Annotated in this window: 19 protein-coding genes; 10 read left to right on the top strand and 9 right to left on the bottom strand. The window is 65.7% G+C overall.

The window, feature by feature from the left end; all coding sequences use genetic code 11:
• The first annotated feature begins 32 nt into the window (after nt 1–32).
• Both ASC45_RS05130 and ASC45_RS05125 read left to right on the top strand, forming a co-directional pair.
• Entirely contained in the window at nt 33–260 is a 228-nt protein-coding gene (locus tag ASC45_RS05130) for an AbrB/MazE/SpoVT family DNA-binding domain-containing protein (RefSeq protein WP_055449963.1), read from the top strand.
• Nucleotides 257–643, top strand: a complete 387-nt coding sequence (locus ASC45_RS05125) for a type II toxin-antitoxin system death-on-curing family toxin (RefSeq protein WP_055449962.1) — start codon at nt 257–259, stop codon at nt 641–643. The genes ASC45_RS05130 and ASC45_RS05125 overlap by 4 nt, the downstream gene beginning before the upstream one ends.
• A gap of 109 nt (nt 644–752) precedes the next feature.
• On the opposite strand, the gene ureC is transcribed toward ASC45_RS05125, so the two are convergent.
• From ureC to ASC45_RS05105, 4 genes are read right to left on the bottom strand one after another with little or no spacing between them, the layout of a single operon-like run.
• The gene (gene ureC, locus ASC45_RS05120; RefSeq protein ID WP_055449961.1) at nt 753–2,495 is read right to left on the bottom strand and encodes an urease subunit alpha; all 1,743 of its coding nucleotides are present in this window, start codon (nt 2,493–2,495) and stop codon (nt 753–755) included.
• Complete coding sequence (locus tag ASC45_RS05115) at nt 2,495–2,800, bottom strand: urease subunit beta (protein WP_055449960.1); 306 nt, start codon at nt 2,798–2,800, stop codon at nt 2,495–2,497. Before ASC45_RS05115 ends, ureC begins: the two co-directional genes overlap by 1 nt.
• Nucleotides 2,801–2,823: 23 nt before the next feature.
• Nucleotides 2,824–3,453 (bottom strand): HupE/UreJ family protein, encoded by a 630-nt coding sequence (locus ASC45_RS05110; protein WP_055449959.1) that lies wholly within the window; start codon nt 3,451–3,453, stop codon nt 2,824–2,826.
• A 33-nt stretch (nt 3,454–3,486) separates the two neighbouring features.
• A complete protein-coding gene (locus ASC45_RS05105) occupies nt 3,487–3,789 on the bottom strand; it encodes an urease subunit gamma (protein WP_055449958.1) in 303 nt (100 codons plus the stop codon).
• A 368-nt stretch (nt 3,790–4,157) separates the two neighbouring features.
• On the opposite strand from ASC45_RS05105, the gene urtA reads away from it, so the two are divergent.
• From urtA to urtE, 5 genes are all read left to right on the top strand, one after another.
• Nucleotides 4,158–5,399, top strand: coding sequence for an urea ABC transporter substrate-binding protein (gene urtA / locus ASC45_RS05100; protein WP_055450141.1), 1,242 nt, complete (start codon nt 4,158–4,160; stop codon nt 5,397–5,399).
• 162 nt (nt 5,400–5,561) lie between these two features.
• Nucleotides 5,562–7,202 carry an urea ABC transporter permease subunit UrtB gene (gene urtB, locus ASC45_RS05095; RefSeq protein ID WP_245609961.1) on the top strand — a complete coding sequence of 547 codons (1,641 nt, stop codon included), beginning with the start codon at nt 5,562–5,564 and terminating at the stop codon, nt 7,200–7,202.
• Between the two features lie 6 nt (nt 7,203–7,208).
• The gene (gene urtC, locus ASC45_RS05090; RefSeq protein ID WP_245609960.1) at nt 7,209–8,423 is read left to right on the top strand and encodes an urea ABC transporter permease subunit UrtC; all 1,215 of its coding nucleotides are present in this window, start codon (nt 7,209–7,211) and stop codon (nt 8,421–8,423) included.
• Nucleotides 8,416–9,264, top strand: a complete 849-nt coding sequence (gene urtD / locus ASC45_RS05085) for an urea ABC transporter ATP-binding protein UrtD (protein ID WP_055450139.1) — start codon at nt 8,416–8,418, stop codon at nt 9,262–9,264. Before urtC ends, urtD begins: the two co-directional genes overlap by 8 nt.
• A 33-nt stretch (nt 9,265–9,297) precedes the next feature.
• Nucleotides 9,298–9,990 (top strand): urea ABC transporter ATP-binding subunit UrtE, encoded by a 693-nt coding sequence (urtE, locus tag ASC45_RS05080; protein ID WP_055449957.1) that lies wholly within the window; start codon nt 9,298–9,300, stop codon nt 9,988–9,990.
• Between the two features lie 23 nt (nt 9,991–10,013).
• Here urtE and ASC45_RS05075 read toward each other — a convergent pair whose 3' ends face one another.
• The gene (locus ASC45_RS05075; RefSeq protein WP_055449956.1) at nt 10,014–10,418 is read right to left on the bottom strand and encodes a MerR family transcriptional regulator; all 405 of its coding nucleotides are present in this window, start codon (nt 10,416–10,418) and stop codon (nt 10,014–10,016) included.
• A gap of 85 nt (nt 10,419–10,503) precedes the next feature.
• Between ASC45_RS05075 and ASC45_RS05070 the strand changes: the two genes are divergently transcribed.
• Genes ASC45_RS05070 through corA form a run of 3 tightly spaced genes read left to right on the top strand, consistent with a single transcriptional unit; the run spans nt 10,504 to nt 13,784 of the window.
• Complete coding sequence (locus ASC45_RS05070; RefSeq protein ID WP_055449955.1) at nt 10,504–11,559, top strand: MBL fold metallo-hydrolase; 1,056 nt, start codon at nt 10,504–10,506, stop codon at nt 11,557–11,559.
• 50 nt (nt 11,560–11,609) lie between these two features.
• A complete protein-coding gene (locus ASC45_RS05065) occupies nt 11,610–12,809 on the top strand; it encodes a patatin-like phospholipase family protein (protein ID WP_055450138.1) in 1,200 nt (399 codons plus the stop codon).
• Between the two features lie 9 nt (nt 12,810–12,818).
• Nucleotides 12,819–13,784: a magnesium/cobalt transporter CorA gene (gene corA / locus ASC45_RS05060; RefSeq protein ID WP_055449954.1), complete on the top strand. Its 966-nt coding sequence runs from the start codon at nt 12,819–12,821 to the stop codon at nt 13,782–13,784.
• Between the two features lie 5 nt (nt 13,785–13,789).
• Here the strand turns inward: corA and ASC45_RS05055 are convergent, their stop codons facing one another.
• The 4 genes from ASC45_RS05055 to ASC45_RS05040 form a co-directional block, all read right to left on the bottom strand.
• The gene (locus tag ASC45_RS05055) at nt 13,790–14,224 is read right to left on the bottom strand and encodes a nuclear transport factor 2 family protein (RefSeq protein ID WP_055449953.1); all 435 of its coding nucleotides are present in this window, start codon (nt 14,222–14,224) and stop codon (nt 13,790–13,792) included.
• 22 nt (nt 14,225–14,246) lie between these two features.
• A complete protein-coding gene (locus tag ASC45_RS05050; RefSeq protein ID WP_055450137.1) occupies nt 14,247–14,666 on the bottom strand; it encodes a diacylglycerol kinase in 420 nt (139 codons plus the stop codon).
• Nucleotides 14,667–14,673: 7 nt separating this feature from the next.
• Nucleotides 14,674–15,702, bottom strand: a complete 1,029-nt coding sequence (locus tag ASC45_RS05045; protein WP_174514703.1) for a glycosyltransferase family 4 protein — start codon at nt 15,700–15,702, stop codon at nt 14,674–14,676.
• A 74-nt stretch (nt 15,703–15,776) separates the two neighbouring features.
• Nucleotides 15,777–16,721 carry a UDP-2,3-diacylglucosamine diphosphatase gene (locus tag ASC45_RS05040; RefSeq protein ID WP_055449951.1) on the bottom strand — a complete coding sequence of 315 codons (945 nt, stop codon included), beginning with the start codon at nt 16,719–16,721 and terminating at the stop codon, nt 15,777–15,779.
• Nucleotides 16,722–16,724: the final 3 nt, after the last annotated feature.

Genomic DNA, 16,724 nt, shown 5'->3' with positions numbered 1-16,724 from the left:
AACCGTTATAACTTCATCAATGGGAGCAGAGCATGACCGCCCTCAAACTCACCCAGATCGGCAATTCGGTGGGCGTTATTCTGCCCAAGGAACTCCTCGCCCGCCTCAAGCTGGAAAAGGGCGACACTCTGTTCGTCACCGAGGCGGCAAACGGTGCGGTGATGCTCTCGCCTTATAGCGATGTATTTGAGGCGCAGATGCGCGCTGCGCGCGACGTGATGAAAAAGCGGCGCAACGTGCTGCGTGAACTGGCCAAATGAGCCCTTGGGTCTGGATCGATCCCGCCGTGCTGCACGCGGTGCATGAAGAGCAGTTGGCCGAGCACGGCGGTGCTTCGGGCACGCGCGACGCGGGGCTGTTCGGTTCAGCGCTGGCGCGGCCGGAGAATCTCGCCGCCTATGGACAGCCCGATGCCGCTGCGCTGGCTGCCGCCTACGGCTGGGGACTGGCGCGCAACCATCCCTTCGTCGATGGCAACAAGCGCACGGCCTTCGTCGCCACCGAATTGTTCCTCGCACTCAACGGCTTTGAGCTGATCGCCGACGATGCCGCCTGTGTGCTCACCATACTCGCTGTCGCCTCGGGCGATATGGGCGAAGACGAATTCGCGGCATGGATTCGGGCGCATCTGCAGCCGCGCTAGCCCCCTATCCGACCAGAGGATCGCGGGTTGAAAATGGAACCGCGGTGCGGCGCATGTTGCCAGTCAACCACTCTCATGTGCTCACCGCGGCAATGCCTGCGTGGATAGGTCAAAACAAAAAATACCGCTGCGCCATCGGCAGCACGGTCGCGGGTTCGCAGGTGAGCAACTGGCCGTCGGCGCGCACCTCATAGGTCTGCGCGTCCACCTGCATATGTGGGGTGTAGGCGTTGTGGATCATGTCGGCCTTTTTGACACTTCGGCAGCCGCGCACCGCTGACAGCGGTTTATGCAGTCCCAGGCGCTTGCTGATGTCACCTGCCAGCCCGGCCTGCGACACGAAGGTTAGCGAGGTGGCGACGCGCGCGCCGCCGAAGGCACCGAACATGGGGCGGGTGTGCACCGGCTGCGGCGTGGGAATGGAAGCATTGGCATCGCCCATCAGCGCGGCGGCGATGAAGCCGCCTTTGAGGATGACGCTGGGCTTGACGCCGAACCAGGCCGGACGCCACAGCACCAGATCGGCCCACTTGCCCACCTCCACCGAACCCACCTCGTGCGCAATGCCGTGGGCCAGCGCGGGGTTGAGGGTGTACTTGGCGACATAGCGCTTGGCGCGGAAGTTGTCGTTGCGGGACTCGCCCTGCGGACCTGTGGCGTTGGAAGGCGCGGGCAGCCAGCCGCGCTGTGCCTTCATCTTGTGCGCGGTCTGCCAGGTGCGCAGGATGACTTCGCCCACGCGGCCCATGGCCTGGCTGTCGCTGGACATGATGCTGATGGCGCCCAGGTCGTGCAGCACGTCTTCGGCGGCGATGGTCTCGCGGCGGATGCGGCTCTCGGCGAAGGCCAGGTCTTCGGCGATGCCCGCGTCGAGGTGGTGGCACACCATGAGCATGTCGAGATGCTCGTCGATGGTGTTGACGGTGAAGGGGCGCGTGGGGTTGGTGGAGGACGGCAGCACGTTGGCCTCGCCGAGCACGCGCAGGATGTCGGGTGCGTGGCCGCCGCCCGCGCCTTCGGTGTGGAAGGTGTGGATGGTGCGGCCCTTGAACGCGGCGATGGTGTCTTCGACAAAGCCACTCTCGTTCAAGGTATCGGTATGGATGGCTACCTGCACATCGGTCTCTTCGGCCACCGAAAGGCAGCAGTCGATGGCCGCGGGCGTGGTGCCCCAGTCTTCGTGCAGCTTCAGACCGATGGCCCCGGCCTCGATCTGCTCGCGCAGTGCAGCGGGCTGGCTGGCGTTGCCTTTTCCGAGGAACCCGAGGTTCATGGGAAAGGCGTCGGCGGCCTGCAGCATGCGGGCGATGTTCTCCGGCCCTGGCGTGCAGGTGGTGGCGTTGGTGCCGGTGGCCGGGCCGGTGCCCCCGCCCAGCATGGTGGTAACCCCGCTCATCAGCGCTTCTTCGATCTGCTGCGGGCAGATGAAATGGATATGGCTGTCGATACCGCCCGCGGTGAGGATGAGCCCTTCGCCTGCCAGAATCTCGGTGCCCGGGCCGATGACCATGTCCACGCCCGGCTGCACGTCCGGATTGCCCGCCTTGCCGATGGCGGCGATGCGCTGGCCGCGCACGCCCACGTCGGCCTTGACGATGCCCCAGTGGTCGAGGATGAGCGCGTTGGTGATGACCAGATCCATCGCCCCTTCAGCCCGGGTGCGCTGGCCCTGGCCCATGCCGTCGCGGATGGTCTTGCCGCCGCCGAACTTCACCTCTTCGCCATAGCCGCCGGCGCGCAGGGTGTAGTCGTCTTCGACTTCGATGAGCAGATCGGTATCGGCCAGGCGCACCCGGTCGCCCACGGTGGGGCCGTACATCTCGGCATAGGCGCGGCGGGAAATCGTGGCCATCACAGCGCCCCCATCACGTCTTGGCGGAAACCGATGACCACTCGGTCGCCCGCGAAGGGCACGAGGGCCACGGTGCGCTGCTGGCCCGGCTCGAAGCGCACCGCGGTGCCGCTGGCAATATGCAGACGCATGCCGCGCGCGGCGGAGCGGTCGAAGCGCAGCGCCGGGTTGGTCTCGGCGAAGTGGTAGTGCGAGCCGACCTGAATGGGACGGTCGCCCACGTTCTCCACCACCAGAGCGATGGGCGTGCGGCCAGGGTTGAGCGCGAGGTCGCCTTCGGCGCAGAGGATTTCACCGGGAATCATCAAAGCCTCCTCTTTCACATCGATCAGGCCGCCACCCAGCCGCCCAACAAAGCCACCCCCATGCCGGCAATGCCGCCGCCCGCCAGCAGCGCGCCCCATCGGCCGGTGCGTCGCAGGGCCAGCCCCGCGCCCAGGCCTGCGGCATGCAACAGTACCGTGGCACTCACCATGCCGGCGATCACGGCCCAACGTCCCGGCAAACCTGCGAGTTCCTCGCCGTGGGCCAGCCCGTGGAACACCGCGAACGCTCCGACCACGCCCGCTGAGATCCAGCCCGGCAGGCGAAGCCGCACCGCGGCCAGCAGACCGATGACCAGCACCGAAGCCGCGATCATCGGCTCGACCGCGGGCAAGCGCACGCCGACAAAGCCCAGCAGCGCACCCAGCAACAGCATGCTGGCGAATCCCGCCGGGGCCCACAACAGGCGGCGGTCGATGGCCGCGGCCGATACCGCGCTCCACAGACCCACGGCCACCATGGCCGACAAGTGGTCGAGCCCGGTGAAGGGATGCACGAAGCCGCTGCCGAAGCTGTGATGCAGACCGCCATCGTTGCCGGTGTGGGCGTAGGCGGAGGTGACTGCGGCGAACAGCGCCAGCCCAAGCAGGGCTCGGAGGTGACTGCGGCTTGAGTGTCGAGTAGATGCTTGCATGCGAAGTCTCGTGAAGGCGTTGAGGACGAAGGGTCAGACGATGGGTTGGTGCACGGTCACCAGCTTGGTGCCGTCGGGGAAGGTGGCCTCCACCTGAATGTCGGGGATGAGTTCGGCCACGCCGTCCATCACATCGGTGCGGGTGAGCAGTGTGCGTCCGTAGCTCATCAGGTCCGCCACGGTGCGTCCGTCGCGTGCGCCCTCCATCACTGCAGCGGTGATGTAGGCAATGGCCTCGGGCACATTGAGCTTGAGGCCGCGCGCCTTGCGGCGCTCGGCCAGCAGTGCGGCGGTGAAGATGAGCAGCTTGTCTTTTTCGCGGGGCGTGAGATCCATGACGCGGGGAGGGTAAAGAGAACGGATGCGCGAGCTTAGCGCCGTCGAGAGTCAGCAAGAAGCAGACCCGCAACTGGCATGGAACTTTTGTGGGCATCGACAGGACGTGACACGATCGAGCACGCCAGACGCACCAACCTGGTGCGCGCGCACCAAACCAGGACGCCTTGCACGCACGGGGGCGGCCACGATGCGCATGGCGTGCAGCCCCGTGGCGCCCCTTGCCCAAAGGTATGCACGAACACCGATATGAAGCCATCGTGAAGCAACTGTCTCCCCTCAACGGGGGAGGCGACAAAACCATGGCACGCGACTTGCACAACAGGAGACGTAGCACCCCACCAACACCTTTTGGAGGAATGTCCAACATGGATCGTCGTACCGCATTGAAGACCGTTGGCGGCGCCGTCGCCGCGGCGGCTGCCAGCACACTGCCCTTCCCCGCCATTGCCGCGAGCAAGGCCCCGATCAAGGTCGGCATCTTGCATTCGCTCTCGGGCACCATGGCCATCTCCGAAACGGCCTTGAAGGATGTGGACCTGATGACCATTGCCGAGATCAACGCCGCGGGCGGCGTGGACGGCCACATGATCGAGCCGGTGGTGGTCGACCCCGCCTCCAACTGGCCGCTGTTCGCCGAGAAGGCGCGCCAGCTCATCAGTCAAGACAAGGTGGCGGCCATCTTCGGCTGCTGGACCTCGGTGTCGCGCAAATCGGTGCTGCCGGTGCTCGACGAACTCAACGGCCTGCTGTTCTACCCCGTGCAGTTCGAAGGCCAGGAGCAGAACAAGCATGTGGTCTACACGGGCGCCGCGCCCAACCAGCAGGCCATTCCCGCCACCGAATACCTCATGAGCAAGGACGGCGGCGGCGCCAAGCGCTTCTTCCTGCTGGGCACCGACTACGTCTACCCCCGCACGACCAATGCCATTCTGCGCGGCTTCCTGCACTCCAAGGGTGTGAAGGACGCCGACATCGCCGAGGTCTATACGCCGTTCGGCTTCAGCAACTATCAGAACATCGTGGCCGACATCAAGAAGTTCGCCTCGGCCGGCCCGACCTGCGTGATCTCCACCGTGAATGGCGACTCCAACGTGCCGTTCTACAAAGAGCTGGGCAACCAGGGCATCAAGGCCACCGACATTCCGGTGGTTGGCTTCTCCATCGCCGAGCAGGAAATCGCGGGCATGGAGATCAAGCCGCTGGTAGGCCAGCTCACCGCGTGGAACTACTTCGAGTCGTTGAAGAACCCGCGCAACGCCAAGTTCGTCAAGTCGTGGCAGGACTATGTGAAAGCCAAGGGCCTGAAAGACTATCCGGTCACCGACGACCCGATGGAAGCCTCCTACATCGGCATCCATCTGTGGAAGCAGGCGGTGGAGAAGGCCAAGTCCACCAAGACCGACGAGGTGCGCAAGGCGCTGATCGGGCAGAAATTCGCCGCCCCCGATGGCTACACCGTCGAAGTGCTGGAGAACCAGTACCTGAGCAAGCCGGTGTTCATCGGCCAGATCAACGACAAGGCGCAGTTCGACGTGGTGTGGAAGTCCAAGGGCCTGGTGCCGGGCGAGTCCTGGAGCCCCTACATCCCCAAGCCGAAGAACGCCTGAGCGTCGGCCATAGAAAAACACTCATCTTCCCGCCTCTCCCACGCCGTGAGGGATGGGCAAATCACAGCGCATCGCCATGGTTTGCTTCCTCTCCGCTCGCGGGGAGGGCTGGGTTAGGGAGTCTTGCAGGCATCGACACCGTCTTTAATGACCTCGACCACCATGACCCTTTCGCGCTCCCTGTGGCACCGTCCCGGCGCATGGCTGCGCATGGCGCTCGTCCTGCTGCTGCTTGGTCTGCTGTTCGCGCTGATGCCACGGGCCCATGCCCTCACTCCGCAAGAGGCGCTGGCCCTTTCCAGCGGCGACACCGACGCCCGCATCGCTGCCCTGCACAAGGCCGTGGCCAAGCCTGATCCGCAGCTCGCCGACTTTCTGCACAAGCTGCTCGACGGGGACGTGCAGATCGATGGCGACATGGTGCAAGTGCAACAAGGTGATGAATGGATCGACCTGGCGACGGGCAAGGCCGTCACCCCCAGCGATAACGCGCAGGGCGTGGTCAACAACAACTATGTGCGCAAGGAACTGCAGTCGGCCCGCGCCGCGCTCGACCTGTTTTCGCCGCAGCGCGCCCAGCGCCTGAAGGCCGTGCAGCAATTGCAGGACGACCCGACCTCGGTGGACCGCGGTCTGGTGGAGCAGGCGCTGAAAACCGAGAAAGACCCGGAGATCCTGCAGCGCCTGCAACTGCTGCACGCCGCCATCCTGCTGACCAGCGCCAGCGCCGCCGACCGCCTGGCCGCGGCCAAGGAACTGGCCGCCAGCAACTATCCCGCCGTGCGCGCACTCCTGCTCTCCAGGCTGGACAAGAAGGACGGCGCCTTCGTGGAAAGCTCCCCGCTGGTGCGCACGCAGATCGAAAAAAGCCTTGCCGAGATCGACAGCCGCCTGGCCTGGGGTGAACGTCTGGGCACGCTGTTTTCGGGCATCAGCCTGGGCAGCATCCTGCTGCTGGCCGCGCTGGGCCTGGCCGTCACCTACGGGCTGATGGGCGTGATCAATATGGCGCAGGGCGAGTTCATCATGATCGGCGCCTACGCCACCTATGTGATGCAGGGCCTGTTCCAGCACTATCTGCCGGGCTATGTGCATTACTCGCTGATAGCCGCGGTGCCGTTCTCCTTCGTCGTGGCGGGGAGCATCGGCATGCTCATCGAGCGCACCATCATCCGCCGCCTGTACGGTCGGCCGCTCGAAACTCTGCTGGCCACCTGGGGCATCAGCCTGGTGCTGATCCAGGCGGTGCGCAGTCTGTTCGGGCCGCAGAACGTACAGGTGGACAACCCGCCGTGGATGTCGGGCGGCCTCAATGTCATGGCCAACCTCATCCTGCCCTACAACCGCATGGTCATCATCGCTTTCACCGTGGCGGTGCTGCTGGGGATGTGGCTGCTGATCAGCCGCACGCGGCTTGGGCTGTTCGTGCGCGCCGTCACGCAGAATCGGCCCATGGCTTCGTGCATGGGCGTGCGCATCGCGCGGGTGGACATGCTGGCCTTCGGTCTGGGCACGGGCATCGCGGGCCTGGCGGGCTGCGCGCTCAGTCAGATCGGCAATGTCAGCCCAGAGATGGGCACGGGCTATATCGTCGACTGCTTCATGGTCGTGGTGCTGGGCGGCGTGGGCCAGCTCACCGGCACGGTGGCTGCGGCCATGGGCCTGGGGGTGGCCAACACCCTGCTCGAAGGCGTGGCGGGCGCGGTGCTGGCGAAAATCGCCGTACTGGTGGCCATCATCCTGTTCATTCAGAAGCGTCCGCAGGGCATGTTCGCCCTCAAGGGGCGCAGTGTGGAGGGCTGAGCACCCATGGCCGCCATCCTCAACGAATCGGGCACGCTGGTGCCACCGCCGCGGGTGCAATTGCAGTCGCCCACGGCCTTTCTGCCACTGTGGGGCTGGGCCGCGCTGATCGGCTTTCTGCTGCTGGCCACGGTGCTGGTGCCGCTTGCGGCGCTGGCCCTGCCGCAGGGCAGCAGCCTGCATCTGTCGCAATACTGGGTCGGGCTGTCGGGCAAGATTCTGTGCTACGCCATGGTGGCGCTGGCGATGGATCTGGTCTGGGGCTATGCCGGCATCCTGTCGCTGGGCCACGGCCTGTTCTTCGCCCTGGGCGGCTATGCCATGGGCATGTACCTGAACCGGGCGATGAATGCCGCCAGCGGCAACCTGCCCGACTTCATGCAGTTCATGCAGTGGACGCACTTCCCCTGGTACTGGGTGGGCACCGAGCACTTCGCCTGGGCGCTGTTCCTGGCGGTGGCCGCGCCCGGCCTGCTGGCCTTCGTGTTCGGCTTTTTCGCCTTCCGCTCGCGCATCAAGGGGGTGTATTTCTCCATCATCACCCAGGCGCTCACCTACGCGGCCATGTTGCTGTTCTTTCGCAACGAGACCGGTTTCGGTGGCAACAACGGTCTCACCGACTTCAAGGTGCTGCTGGGCTTTCCCATGGGCACGACGGGCATGACGGTGTCGCTGTTCGTCGCCAGCAGCCTCACCCTGGCCGGCATGTTCCTGTTCTCGCGCTGGCTGGTGCGCAGCAAGTTCGGCCGTGTGCTCACCGCGGTACGCGATGCGGAAAGCCGGGTCATGTTCTGCGGCTACAACCCGCTGTGGTTCAAGCTCGGAGTGTGGACGGTGTCGGCCATGATGTGCGGCATCGCGGGTGCGCTGTATGCGCCGCAGGTGGGCATCATCAATCCCAGCGAAATGTCCACCTCCAACTCGATCGAAATCGCCATCTGGACGGCCATCGGCGGACGCGGCACGCTCATCGGCCCCATCGTCGGCGCGGTTCTGGTGAACGTGGCCAAGAGCTGGTTGACGGTGTCGATGCCTCAGGTCTGGCTGTACGTTCTGGGCGGCCTGTTCATCGTGGTCACGCTGTACGCGCCGTATGGCATCGTCGGGCTGTTCAAGCAGTGGAGAGCCCCCAGGGCTGAGCTGCGCCCAGCCCGCCCCCCGCGGGGAACAAGGAAACTTGGGGCGGCCCTGCGTTTCCTTGGGAGGGCGCGCCGTGGCTGATCTTGACTGGCGGGAGATCGTGTACCAGCAGCCCCAGCCCGAACTCGGCGGCGATGCGTCGGCTGGCTACGGCCATGTGCTGCAGCCCGGCGTGGACCTCAGCCACGGCGTGGCGCTTTACCTCGACGACATCAGCGTGAGTTTCGACGGCTTCAAGGCGCTGAACAAACTCAGCCTCTCACTCGACGTGGGCGAGCTGCGTTGCATCATCGGCCCCAATGGCGCGGGCAAGACCACGATGATGGACGTGATCACCGGCAAGACCCGACCCGACGCCGGTACCGCCTTTTTCGGTCAGACCATCGATCTGCTCAAGCTGCGCGAGGCAGAGGTGGTGGCCGCCGGCGTGGGCCGCAAGTTCCAGAAGCCCACGGTGTTCGAGGACTTGAGCGTGCAGGACAACCTGGAACTGGCGCTCAAGTCCGACAAGCGCGCCCGCGCCACCCTGTTCTTTCGGCTGAGCGCCACGCAGCGCCTGCGGGTGGAGGAAGTGCTCGAACAAATCCGCCTGCACGACCAGGCCGGGCGCCGGGCGGGCGACCTGTCGCACGGCCAGAAACAGTGGCTGGAGATCGGCATGCTGTTGATGCTCGAACCCCAGCTCCTGCTGCTGGACGAGCCCGTCGCCGGCATGACCGACTTCGAGACCGATCGCACCGCCGAGCTGTTCCTGTCGCTTGCAGGCAAGCACACCCTGATGGTGGTGGAGCACGACATGGAATTCGTGCGCAAGATCGCCGACAAGGTCACGGTGCTGCACGAAGGCAGCGTGCTCGCCGAAGGCAGCCTGGAGCAGGTGCAGGCCGATGAGCGCGTCGTCGAGGTTTATCTTGGGCGCTGAGCCCTCGGCACCCCGCAACAGCAGACCTACACCATGCTCCAGATCGACAGCATCCAGCAGTACTACGGCGGCAGCCACATCCTGCGCAACGTCAGCTTCAGCCTGGAAAAGGGCCGGGTACTCACCCTGCTGGGCCGCAACGGCGTGGGCAAAACCACCCTGCTCAAATCGCTCATGGGGCTGGTGCCCATCAAGAGCGGCAGCATCACCCTCGACGGCAAGCGCATCGACACCCTGCGCCCCGACGCCCGCGCCCGGCTGGGCATCGGCTATGTGCCGCAGGGCCGCGAAATCTTTCCGCGCCTCACCGTGGAGGAGAACCTGCGCATGGGCCTGGCCTACCGCCCCGGCTCGTCTGCCGTGCCCGAGGAACTGTTCACCCTCTTCCCGGTGCTCAGGCAGATGCTGCACCGGCGCGGCGGCGATCTCTCCGGCGGCCAGCAGCAACAGCTCGCCATCGCCCGCGCCCTGGCCGCGGGCCCCAAACTGCTCATCCTCGACGAACCCACCGAAGGCATCCAGCCCTCGATCATCAAGGACATCGAGCGCGTCATCCGCATGCTCGCCCAACGCGGCGACATGGCCATACTGCTCGTCGAGCAGTACTACGACTTCGCCAAATCGCTGGCCGACAGCTATTGCGTGATGTCGCGCGGCGAGGTGATCAAGGCAGGCCAAGGCGCCAACATGGATGCCGACGGGGTGCGCGAACTGATCGCGGTCTGAATTCGACCAGGTACCGCAGGCTTCTAACCGCCCTGTTTCCTCAACAGCGCCCGTGCCTCGCGTTCGTATGCCCGTATTTCTTCCAGCGTCGCCTTGAGATCGGCCAGACGGCCCTCGATGTCGGCACGGTGCTCGGCGAGCACCTCCAGATAGCGGCGCAGCTGGGGCACGGTGTCGCGCGGCGACTCGTACATCATCACCAGTTCCTTGATCTCGGCCAGGCTCAGGCCCAGGCGCTTGCCGCGCTGGGTGAGTTTCAGCCGGGTGCGGTCGCCCTGCGAATACACGCGCTTTCTTCCCACGCGCTGCGGGCTGAGCAGGCCGGCTTCTTCGTAGAAACGGATGGCGCGGGTGGTCAGGTCGAACTCGCGCGCGAGTTCGCCGATGGTGAAGGTGGTAGCGGCTGGCGCAGCTGCAGCGTTTTTCATGCGTGCCTATACTCGACTCCAGTTGACGTTAACGTCAAGTGTAATGAGTTGTCGCCTCTCTCTGACCCTTTTTCCCCCGCCCACCATGCCCCCTCCAGCCGCCGCCGATGCCCTGATCTACCCCTTTGGCGACGCCAAGCCCGAACCGGGCGAGAGTGTCGAACTGGCACCGGGCCTGCGCTGGCTGCGCATGGGCCTGCCATTTGCGCTCAACCACATCAACCTCTGGCTTCTGGAAGACTGCATCGACGGGGTGCAAGGCTGGACCGTGGTGGACTGCGGCATCGATTCCGCCCCGACCCGCGCCGCCTGGGAGCAGGTGTTTGCCACGCAGTTGGACGGGCGCCCCATCCTGCGCGTCGTGGTCACGCACATGCACCCCGACCATGTGGGGCTGGCGCACTGGCTTACCGCACGCTGGAACTGCCTGCTATGGATGAGCGCGACCGACTATGCCGTGTCGTGCATGGCCTCGCGGGGCTGCATGACCATAGGCGGCGAGCCGATGGCCGCGCACTTCGCCGCGCATGGTCTGGCCGATGCCGACACCCTGGCGGCCATTCGAAGGCGCACCGACTACTACACCGGCCTGGTGCCCGCGATGCCGTCGCGCTTCAAGCGCTTGCAGGACGGCGACGTGCTGCGCATCGGCGGGCGCAACTGGCGCTGCGTCGCAGGCTTCGGCCATGCGCCCGAGCACATCAGCCTGCACTGCGAGGCCGACGCGCTGTTCATTGCTGGTGACATGCTGCTGCCGCGCATTTCCACCAACGTCAGCGTGAACGACAACGAGCCCCTGGCCAACCCGCTGCAGCAGTTTCTCGACAGCCTCGCGCGCTTTGCCGAGCTGCTGCCCGACGCCACCCTCGTCTTTCCCTCGCACGGCCTGCCGTTTCGCGGCGCTCGCGCGCGCATCGCGCAGCTTCAGCAGCATCACCGCGAGCGTCTGGCCGAAGTGGTGTTCGCCTGCGCCACGCCACAGACCGCCGCCGATCTCCTGCCGGTGCTGTTCAAGCGCCCGCTGGATGTTCACCAGATGACCTTCGCCATGGGCGAGTCCATCGCGCATCTGCATAAACTCTGGTTCGACGGCCAGTTGCGCCGCCTCGTCGACGACGGGGTCTATCGCTTCGTGCGCTGAGGCACGCTGCCGCGCGCGAGTGGCCCCGCAACTTGCCCGACCGCGCCGCCATGTCTGTCCCGCCGACCCCCATCCCGATCGCGCCCCAGGGCGCTGCACTGGTGCTGCTGGGCGGCGGTGCGCGCACGGCCTACCAGGCGGGGGTACTCGCCGGTGTGGCCGAGGTACTGCGAGACGAGGGTTGGCCCGCGCAGCGCAATCCGTTTCCGGTGGTCTGCGGCACCTCGGCCGGCGCCATCAATGCCGCCTATTTCGCCAGCCGCTGCGCCGACTGGCAGCAGGCGCTGGAAGAGATGCAAGCCCTGTGGTGCAGCCTGCAGGCTCACGAGGTGTTCGAGGTGGGTGCCCTGCAACTGCTGCGGGGAGGCGCACGATGGCTGGCGCTGATGACCCTGGGGTGGCTGATCAAGCAGCACCCGCGCTCGCTGCTCGACAACACGCCGCTGGCCCACACCCTGAAGCGTCTGGTTCAGTTCGAGACCGTGGGCGAGGCGATACAGGCCGGCAAGCTGCGTGCAGTCTCGGTGGCCGCGTCGAGCTATACCAGCGGGCGGCATATCACTTTCTTCCAGGCCCACCCCGACGTCCAGCCCTGGCGCCGCCCCGGCCTCTGGGGCATTTCGCAACCCCTGGGCGTGGAGCACCTGCTGGCGTCCAGTGCCCTGCCCTTCGTCTTTCCAGCAACGCCTCTGCACGGCGAGGTCGGCCCGGAGTATTTCGGCGATGGCGCCATGCGCCAGCTCGCGCCGCTGGCGCCCGCCATCCATCTCGGCGCCGAGCGGGCGCTGGCCATCGGCGTGGCCGAGCCGCACCCGGAAGCCGGAGCGATGCGCCAACATCTGCCGCCCTACCCCAGTGTGGCGGAAATCGCGGCGCACGGCATGTCCAGCGTGTTTCTCGACACTCTGCGCGCCGATGTGCAGCAGGCCAACCGCATCAACAGAATGTTGGCGGATCTGCCCGAACGAGTGCGCGCCAGCGTGCCTTACCGCCCCTTGCCGACCCTGACCTTCATGCCCTCGGCCTCGATCGACGCCATCGCCGCCCGACACTGGCACAGCATGCCCAGAGGCGCACGCCTGCTGCTGCAGTCGGTGGGCATCGGCACCGGACGCGGCGCCGCGCTGGCCAGCTATCTGCTGTTCACCCCCGACTACCTCACCGCCCTGGTCGAACTCGGGCGGGCCGACGCGGCCGCACAGCGCGAGTCCATCGCCGCGTTCTTCAAACCCGACCCGCATTGCGCATAATGCGGGCCTATGCTCAATGTCTTCACCCTCAAGAATGGCCGACTGGTGCAGCAGGAGGTCGACAATCCGCAGACTCTGGCCGGGCTGCAGCCCGTATGGGTCGATCTGGAGTCGGCCGATCCGCGCGAGCTGGGCTGGATCGAGGCGCGCTTCGGCCTGGTCATCCCCACCGACGTGCTCGACCAGGATCTGGAAGAATCCGCCCGGTTCTACGAGGAGGAAGACCAGAACCAGCTTCACTTGCGCTCGGATTTTCTGATCAGCGATGAAGAGCGGCCGCGCAACGAACGCGTGGCCTTCATCATTTACGGCAGCGTGCTGTTTTCCATCCACACGCACGACCTCACCGTGTTCCGCCTGCTGCGGCTGCGGGCACGGCGCATGCCGGGGCTGATCGAAAACGCCACCGACGTGCTGCTCGCCCTCTATCTCACCGATGCCGAATATTCGGCCGACACGCTCGAAGGCATCTACGACGATCTGGAAGTCATCGGTGCGCACATCCTCAAACCCCGGCCCAGCGACCAGGACGCCTCCGAAGCGCTCACGGGCATCGCGCTGCAGGAAGACCTGAACGGCCGCATCCGCCGCAATGTGATGGACACACGCCGCGCGCTGAGCTTTCTGCTGCGCAGCCGCCATCTCAGCGCCGAGCAGTCGCAGGAGGCCCGGCAGATTCTGCGCGACCTCGATTCGCTCGACGGCCACACCGCCTTCCTGTTCGACAAGATCAACTTCCTGATGGACGCCACGGTGGGCTTCATCAACATCAACCAGAACAAGGTGATCAAGATTTTCTCGGTCGCCTCGGTGGCCATGCTGCCGCCCACGCTCATCGCCAGCATCTACGGCATGAACTTCAAGGTGATGCCCGAGCTCGACTGGAGCCTGGGCTATCCCTTCGCCCTGGCGCTGATGGTGCTCTCGGTCATCGCGCCGTTCTGGTTCTTCCGCAAGAAGGGCTGGCTGGAGTAAGTGTGTCAGGCCGACGCGGCGCGTTTGAGGCGCCGCACCACGGCACCGAGCAAGGGCACCGTGGCGTAGAAATCGCAGGCATCCCAGTAATCGCGGTGATCGGTGACCCGTCCTTGCGCATCGAGAATGAAGCGCGTGGCCCCCTCGATGACCTGCGGCGCCGAGCCGGGTCGCAAGGCGAAGTGGAAGTCCCAGACCATCCAGCCCACGGCATCCTGAGTCGTTATCTCTTTCACGACGAAGCGCGGCGCGTGCAGCTTGGCGTACATGTGCGCAAATTGCGCGGTGATGGCCGCGAGCCCCTGCACACGATTGAACGGGTCTTGAAACGTGGCCTGCGGCGCATAGACCTGCGCCAGCACATCGAGCCGGTCGGCGCTCAATTGCTCGAACACGCGGGCGATGCGGTGCAGGGACGAAGGCTCGGCGTCGGCTTCCATGACGCCATCTTAGGGCCTGAAATCACAGGCGCGGCAACAGCACCGCCGCCCAGATGAGCGCGCACAGCAGCAGGGTCAGCAGCACGGCGGCGCTGCCCAGGTCTTTCGCCGTCTTGCTCAGGGGGTTTTGTTCCAGCGAGACACGATCGACGGTGTATTCGATGGCCGTGTTGAGCAGCTCGACGATGAGCACCATCAGCACACTGCCGACAAGCACCGCGCGCTCGGTCCAGGTGTATCCGAGCCAGAGCGCCAGCGGCAGCATGACGACTGCCAGCGTGAGCTCCTGCCGGAATGCCGACTCGGTCCGCCAGGCTTCGCGCAGGCCGCTGAGGGAGTTGATGCCGGCGTGATAGACGCGCGACAGCCCGGTGCGGGTCTTGTAGGGATTGGGCGCCGCCTCCGTTTGGGACGCGCGGGCGCGCTCACGCTGCTGGGCCATGCGCGCCTCAGGCCGCAGCCTGCGCCGCGGCGCCTTCACGCACCGCCCTGCGCAGGTGATCGAGAAACTGGCGTGATGCCGCCTCCCAGGTGAACTTGCGCGCATGCGCCTGCGCCACGCTGCGCGGGATCTGCAGCGCGCGCAGGCAGGCCGCCTTGAGATCGTTGTCGAGCGCACCGGCGGGGCTGTCGCCAATGACGTCGAGCGGGCCGGTGACCGGATAGGCCGCCACCGGACAGCCGCAGGCCAGAGCCTCGATCAACACCAGACCGAAGGTGTCGGTCTTGCTCGGGAACACGAACACGTCCGCACCCGAATACACCTTGGCCAGCTCGTCCTGGGTGAGCACACCGAGAAAGCGGACCTCGGGGTATTGGCGGCGAATGCGCTCCAGTTCCGGCCCTTCGCCGACCACCCATTTGGTGCCCGGCAGATCGAGCTGCAGAAAGGCGTCAATGTTCTTCTCCACGGCGACCCGGCCGACGTACAGGAAGATGGGCGGCTTACCTTCGAGCCGCTCGCCTTCGCGCGGGTAGAACATGCTCGCATCCACGCCGCGCGACCACAGCCGGATGTTGCGAAAACCCCGCTGCTGCAGATCGCGCTGCACCACCTGCGTGGGCACGAGCACCGCGCGCCCAGCGTTGTGAAAGCGGCGCAGATAGGCGTAAGTCCACGCCAGCGGAATGCGAAAGCGCGCCTGCACGTATTCGGGAAACCGGGTGTGATAAGCCGTGGTCAGCGGAATGTCCAGACGCCGGGCGATGCGCCGCGCGGCCTGCCCCAGCGGCCCTTCGGTGGCCACATGCACCACGTCGGGCATGAAGCTGGTGATGCGCTGCATGATCTGGGCGCGGGGCCGCAGACTGAGCCGAATTTCCGGGTAGGTCGGACAGGGAATGGTGCGAAAGCTGCCCGGCTCGATCACGTCGACCTCCTGCCCCATGTCGCGGAGCTGGCCGATGGTGGTCTTGAGGGTGCGCACCACACCGTTGACCTGCGGCGACCAGGCATCGGTGACGATGAGGATGCGCAGCGGCGGCGAGCCCGCAGCGGCAGGCCAGGGCTTTTCGGCCGCGGCGATCATCCGGGTCGGAACGGTCGATGCAATCATGCGTGCTCTCCGTGGGCTACGGCTGTCTGCGATGCGGTTTGCGGTGCCAGGTCCACCATGACGTGCAGGCCCGCATTCCAGTGCAGGAGCTTCAGGCCGCCGTCGGCATCTTCGGCCAGCGCGGTGAGACTTTCCACCCAGTCGCCACAGTTGGCGTAGATCAGACGGTCTTCAGCGCGCAGTTCGGCGCGATGAATGTGGCCGCACACCACGCCGTCGCACTGCTGGCGGCGCGCCTCGTCGCTGAGCAGGGTCTCGAAACTCGAGATGGTGTTCACCGCAGCCTTGACCTTGTGCTTGAGGTATTGCGACAGCGACCAGTAAGGCAGGCCGAGCTTGAGCCGCGCGTGGTTGAGCCAACGATTGAGCTTGAGCGAGAACATGTAGGCAGCGTCGCCCAGATGCGCCAGCCACTTGGCGTAGAGCACCACGCTGTCGAACTGGTCGCCATGCACCACCAGCAGGGTGCGACCATCGGCGGTGACATGGCGCACCTGGTTGAGCACTTCGATGCCACCAAAATGCAGCCCGTCGTAGGGTCGGGCAAATTCGTCGTGATTGCCGGGCACGAACACCACCCGCGTGCCCTTGCGCACCTTGCGCAGCAGTTTCTGCACCACATCGTTGTGCGTCTGCGGCCAATAGATGCCCTTTTTCTTGAGCTGCCAGCCGTCGATGATGTCGCCCACCAGGTAGATGGTGTCGGCGCTGCAGTGGCGCAGAAATTCGAGCAACTGCGGCGCCTTGCAGTCGCGCGTGCCGAGGTGGATGTCCGACAGCCACAGGGTGCGCCATTTCAGCGCAGGCTCGGCATCGCCCACGCCTTCCGGCGGCTCGGCCATTGCGGCGGCGCGCAACGCCGTGGGCACGGCACCGTCCTGAGGAAACACGGCACTGCTGCGCATCATGCGGGACAGGGTTGGAATCGCCATGCCGCGCATTGC

It is taken from the genome of Thiomonas bhubaneswarensis (assembly GCF_001418255.1).
GTDB classification, from domain to species: Bacteria; Pseudomonadota; Gammaproteobacteria; order Burkholderiales; family Burkholderiaceae_C; genus Thiomonas; species Thiomonas bhubaneswarensis.
Note: the sequence above shows the minus strand (reverse complement) of the source record. Positions and strands in the feature narration are given on the sequence as shown.

What these genes read in the sequence shown, in the direction of transcription:
- ASC45_RS05130 (WP_055449963.1), top strand. Translation starts at nt 33, where the DNA reads ATGACCGCCCTCAAACTCACCCAGATCGGCAATTCGGTGGGCGTTATT.
- ASC45_RS05125 (WP_055449962.1), top strand. Translation starts at nt 257, where the DNA reads ATGAGCCCTTGGGTCTGGATCGATCCCGCCGTGCTGCACGCGGTGCAT.
- ureC (WP_055449961.1), bottom strand. Translation starts at nt 2,495, where the DNA reads ATGGCCACGATTTCCCGCCGCGCCTATGCCGAGATGTACGGCCCCACC.
- ASC45_RS05115 (WP_055449960.1), bottom strand. Translation starts at nt 2,800, where the DNA reads ATGATTCCCGGTGAAATCCTCTGCGCCGAAGGCGACCTCGCGCTCAAC.
- ASC45_RS05110 (WP_055449959.1), bottom strand. Translation starts at nt 3,453, where the DNA reads ATGCAAGCATCTACTCGACACTCAAGCCGCAGTCACCTCCGAGCCCTG.
- ASC45_RS05105 (WP_055449958.1), bottom strand. Translation starts at nt 3,789, where the DNA reads ATGGATCTCACGCCCCGCGAAAAAGACAAGCTGCTCATCTTCACCGCC.
- urtA (WP_055450141.1), top strand. Translation starts at nt 4,158, where the DNA reads ATGGATCGTCGTACCGCATTGAAGACCGTTGGCGGCGCCGTCGCCGCG.
- urtB (WP_245609961.1), top strand. Translation starts at nt 5,562, where the DNA reads ATGACCCTTTCGCGCTCCCTGTGGCACCGTCCCGGCGCATGGCTGCGC.
- urtC (WP_245609960.1), top strand. Translation starts at nt 7,209, where the DNA reads ATGGCCGCCATCCTCAACGAATCGGGCACGCTGGTGCCACCGCCGCGG.
- urtE (WP_055449957.1), top strand. Translation starts at nt 9,298, where the DNA reads ATGCTCCAGATCGACAGCATCCAGCAGTACTACGGCGGCAGCCACATC.
- ASC45_RS05075 (WP_055449956.1), bottom strand. Translation starts at nt 10,418, where the DNA reads ATGAAAAACGCTGCAGCTGCGCCAGCCGCTACCACCTTCACCATCGGC.
- ASC45_RS05070 (WP_055449955.1), top strand. Translation starts at nt 10,504, where the DNA reads ATGCCCCCTCCAGCCGCCGCCGATGCCCTGATCTACCCCTTTGGCGAC.
- ASC45_RS05065 (WP_055450138.1), top strand. Translation starts at nt 11,610, where the DNA reads ATGTCTGTCCCGCCGACCCCCATCCCGATCGCGCCCCAGGGCGCTGCA.
- corA (WP_055449954.1), top strand. Translation starts at nt 12,819, where the DNA reads ATGCTCAATGTCTTCACCCTCAAGAATGGCCGACTGGTGCAGCAGGAG.
- ASC45_RS05055 (WP_055449953.1), bottom strand. Translation starts at nt 14,224, where the DNA reads ATGGAAGCCGACGCCGAGCCTTCGTCCCTGCACCGCATCGCCCGCGTG.
- ASC45_RS05050 (WP_055450137.1), bottom strand. Translation starts at nt 14,666, where the DNA reads ATGGCCCAGCAGCGTGAGCGCGCCCGCGCGTCCCAAACGGAGGCGGCG.
- ASC45_RS05040 (WP_055449951.1), bottom strand. Translation starts at nt 16,721, where the DNA reads ATGCGCGGCATGGCGATTCCAACCCTGTCCCGCATGATGCGCAGCAGT.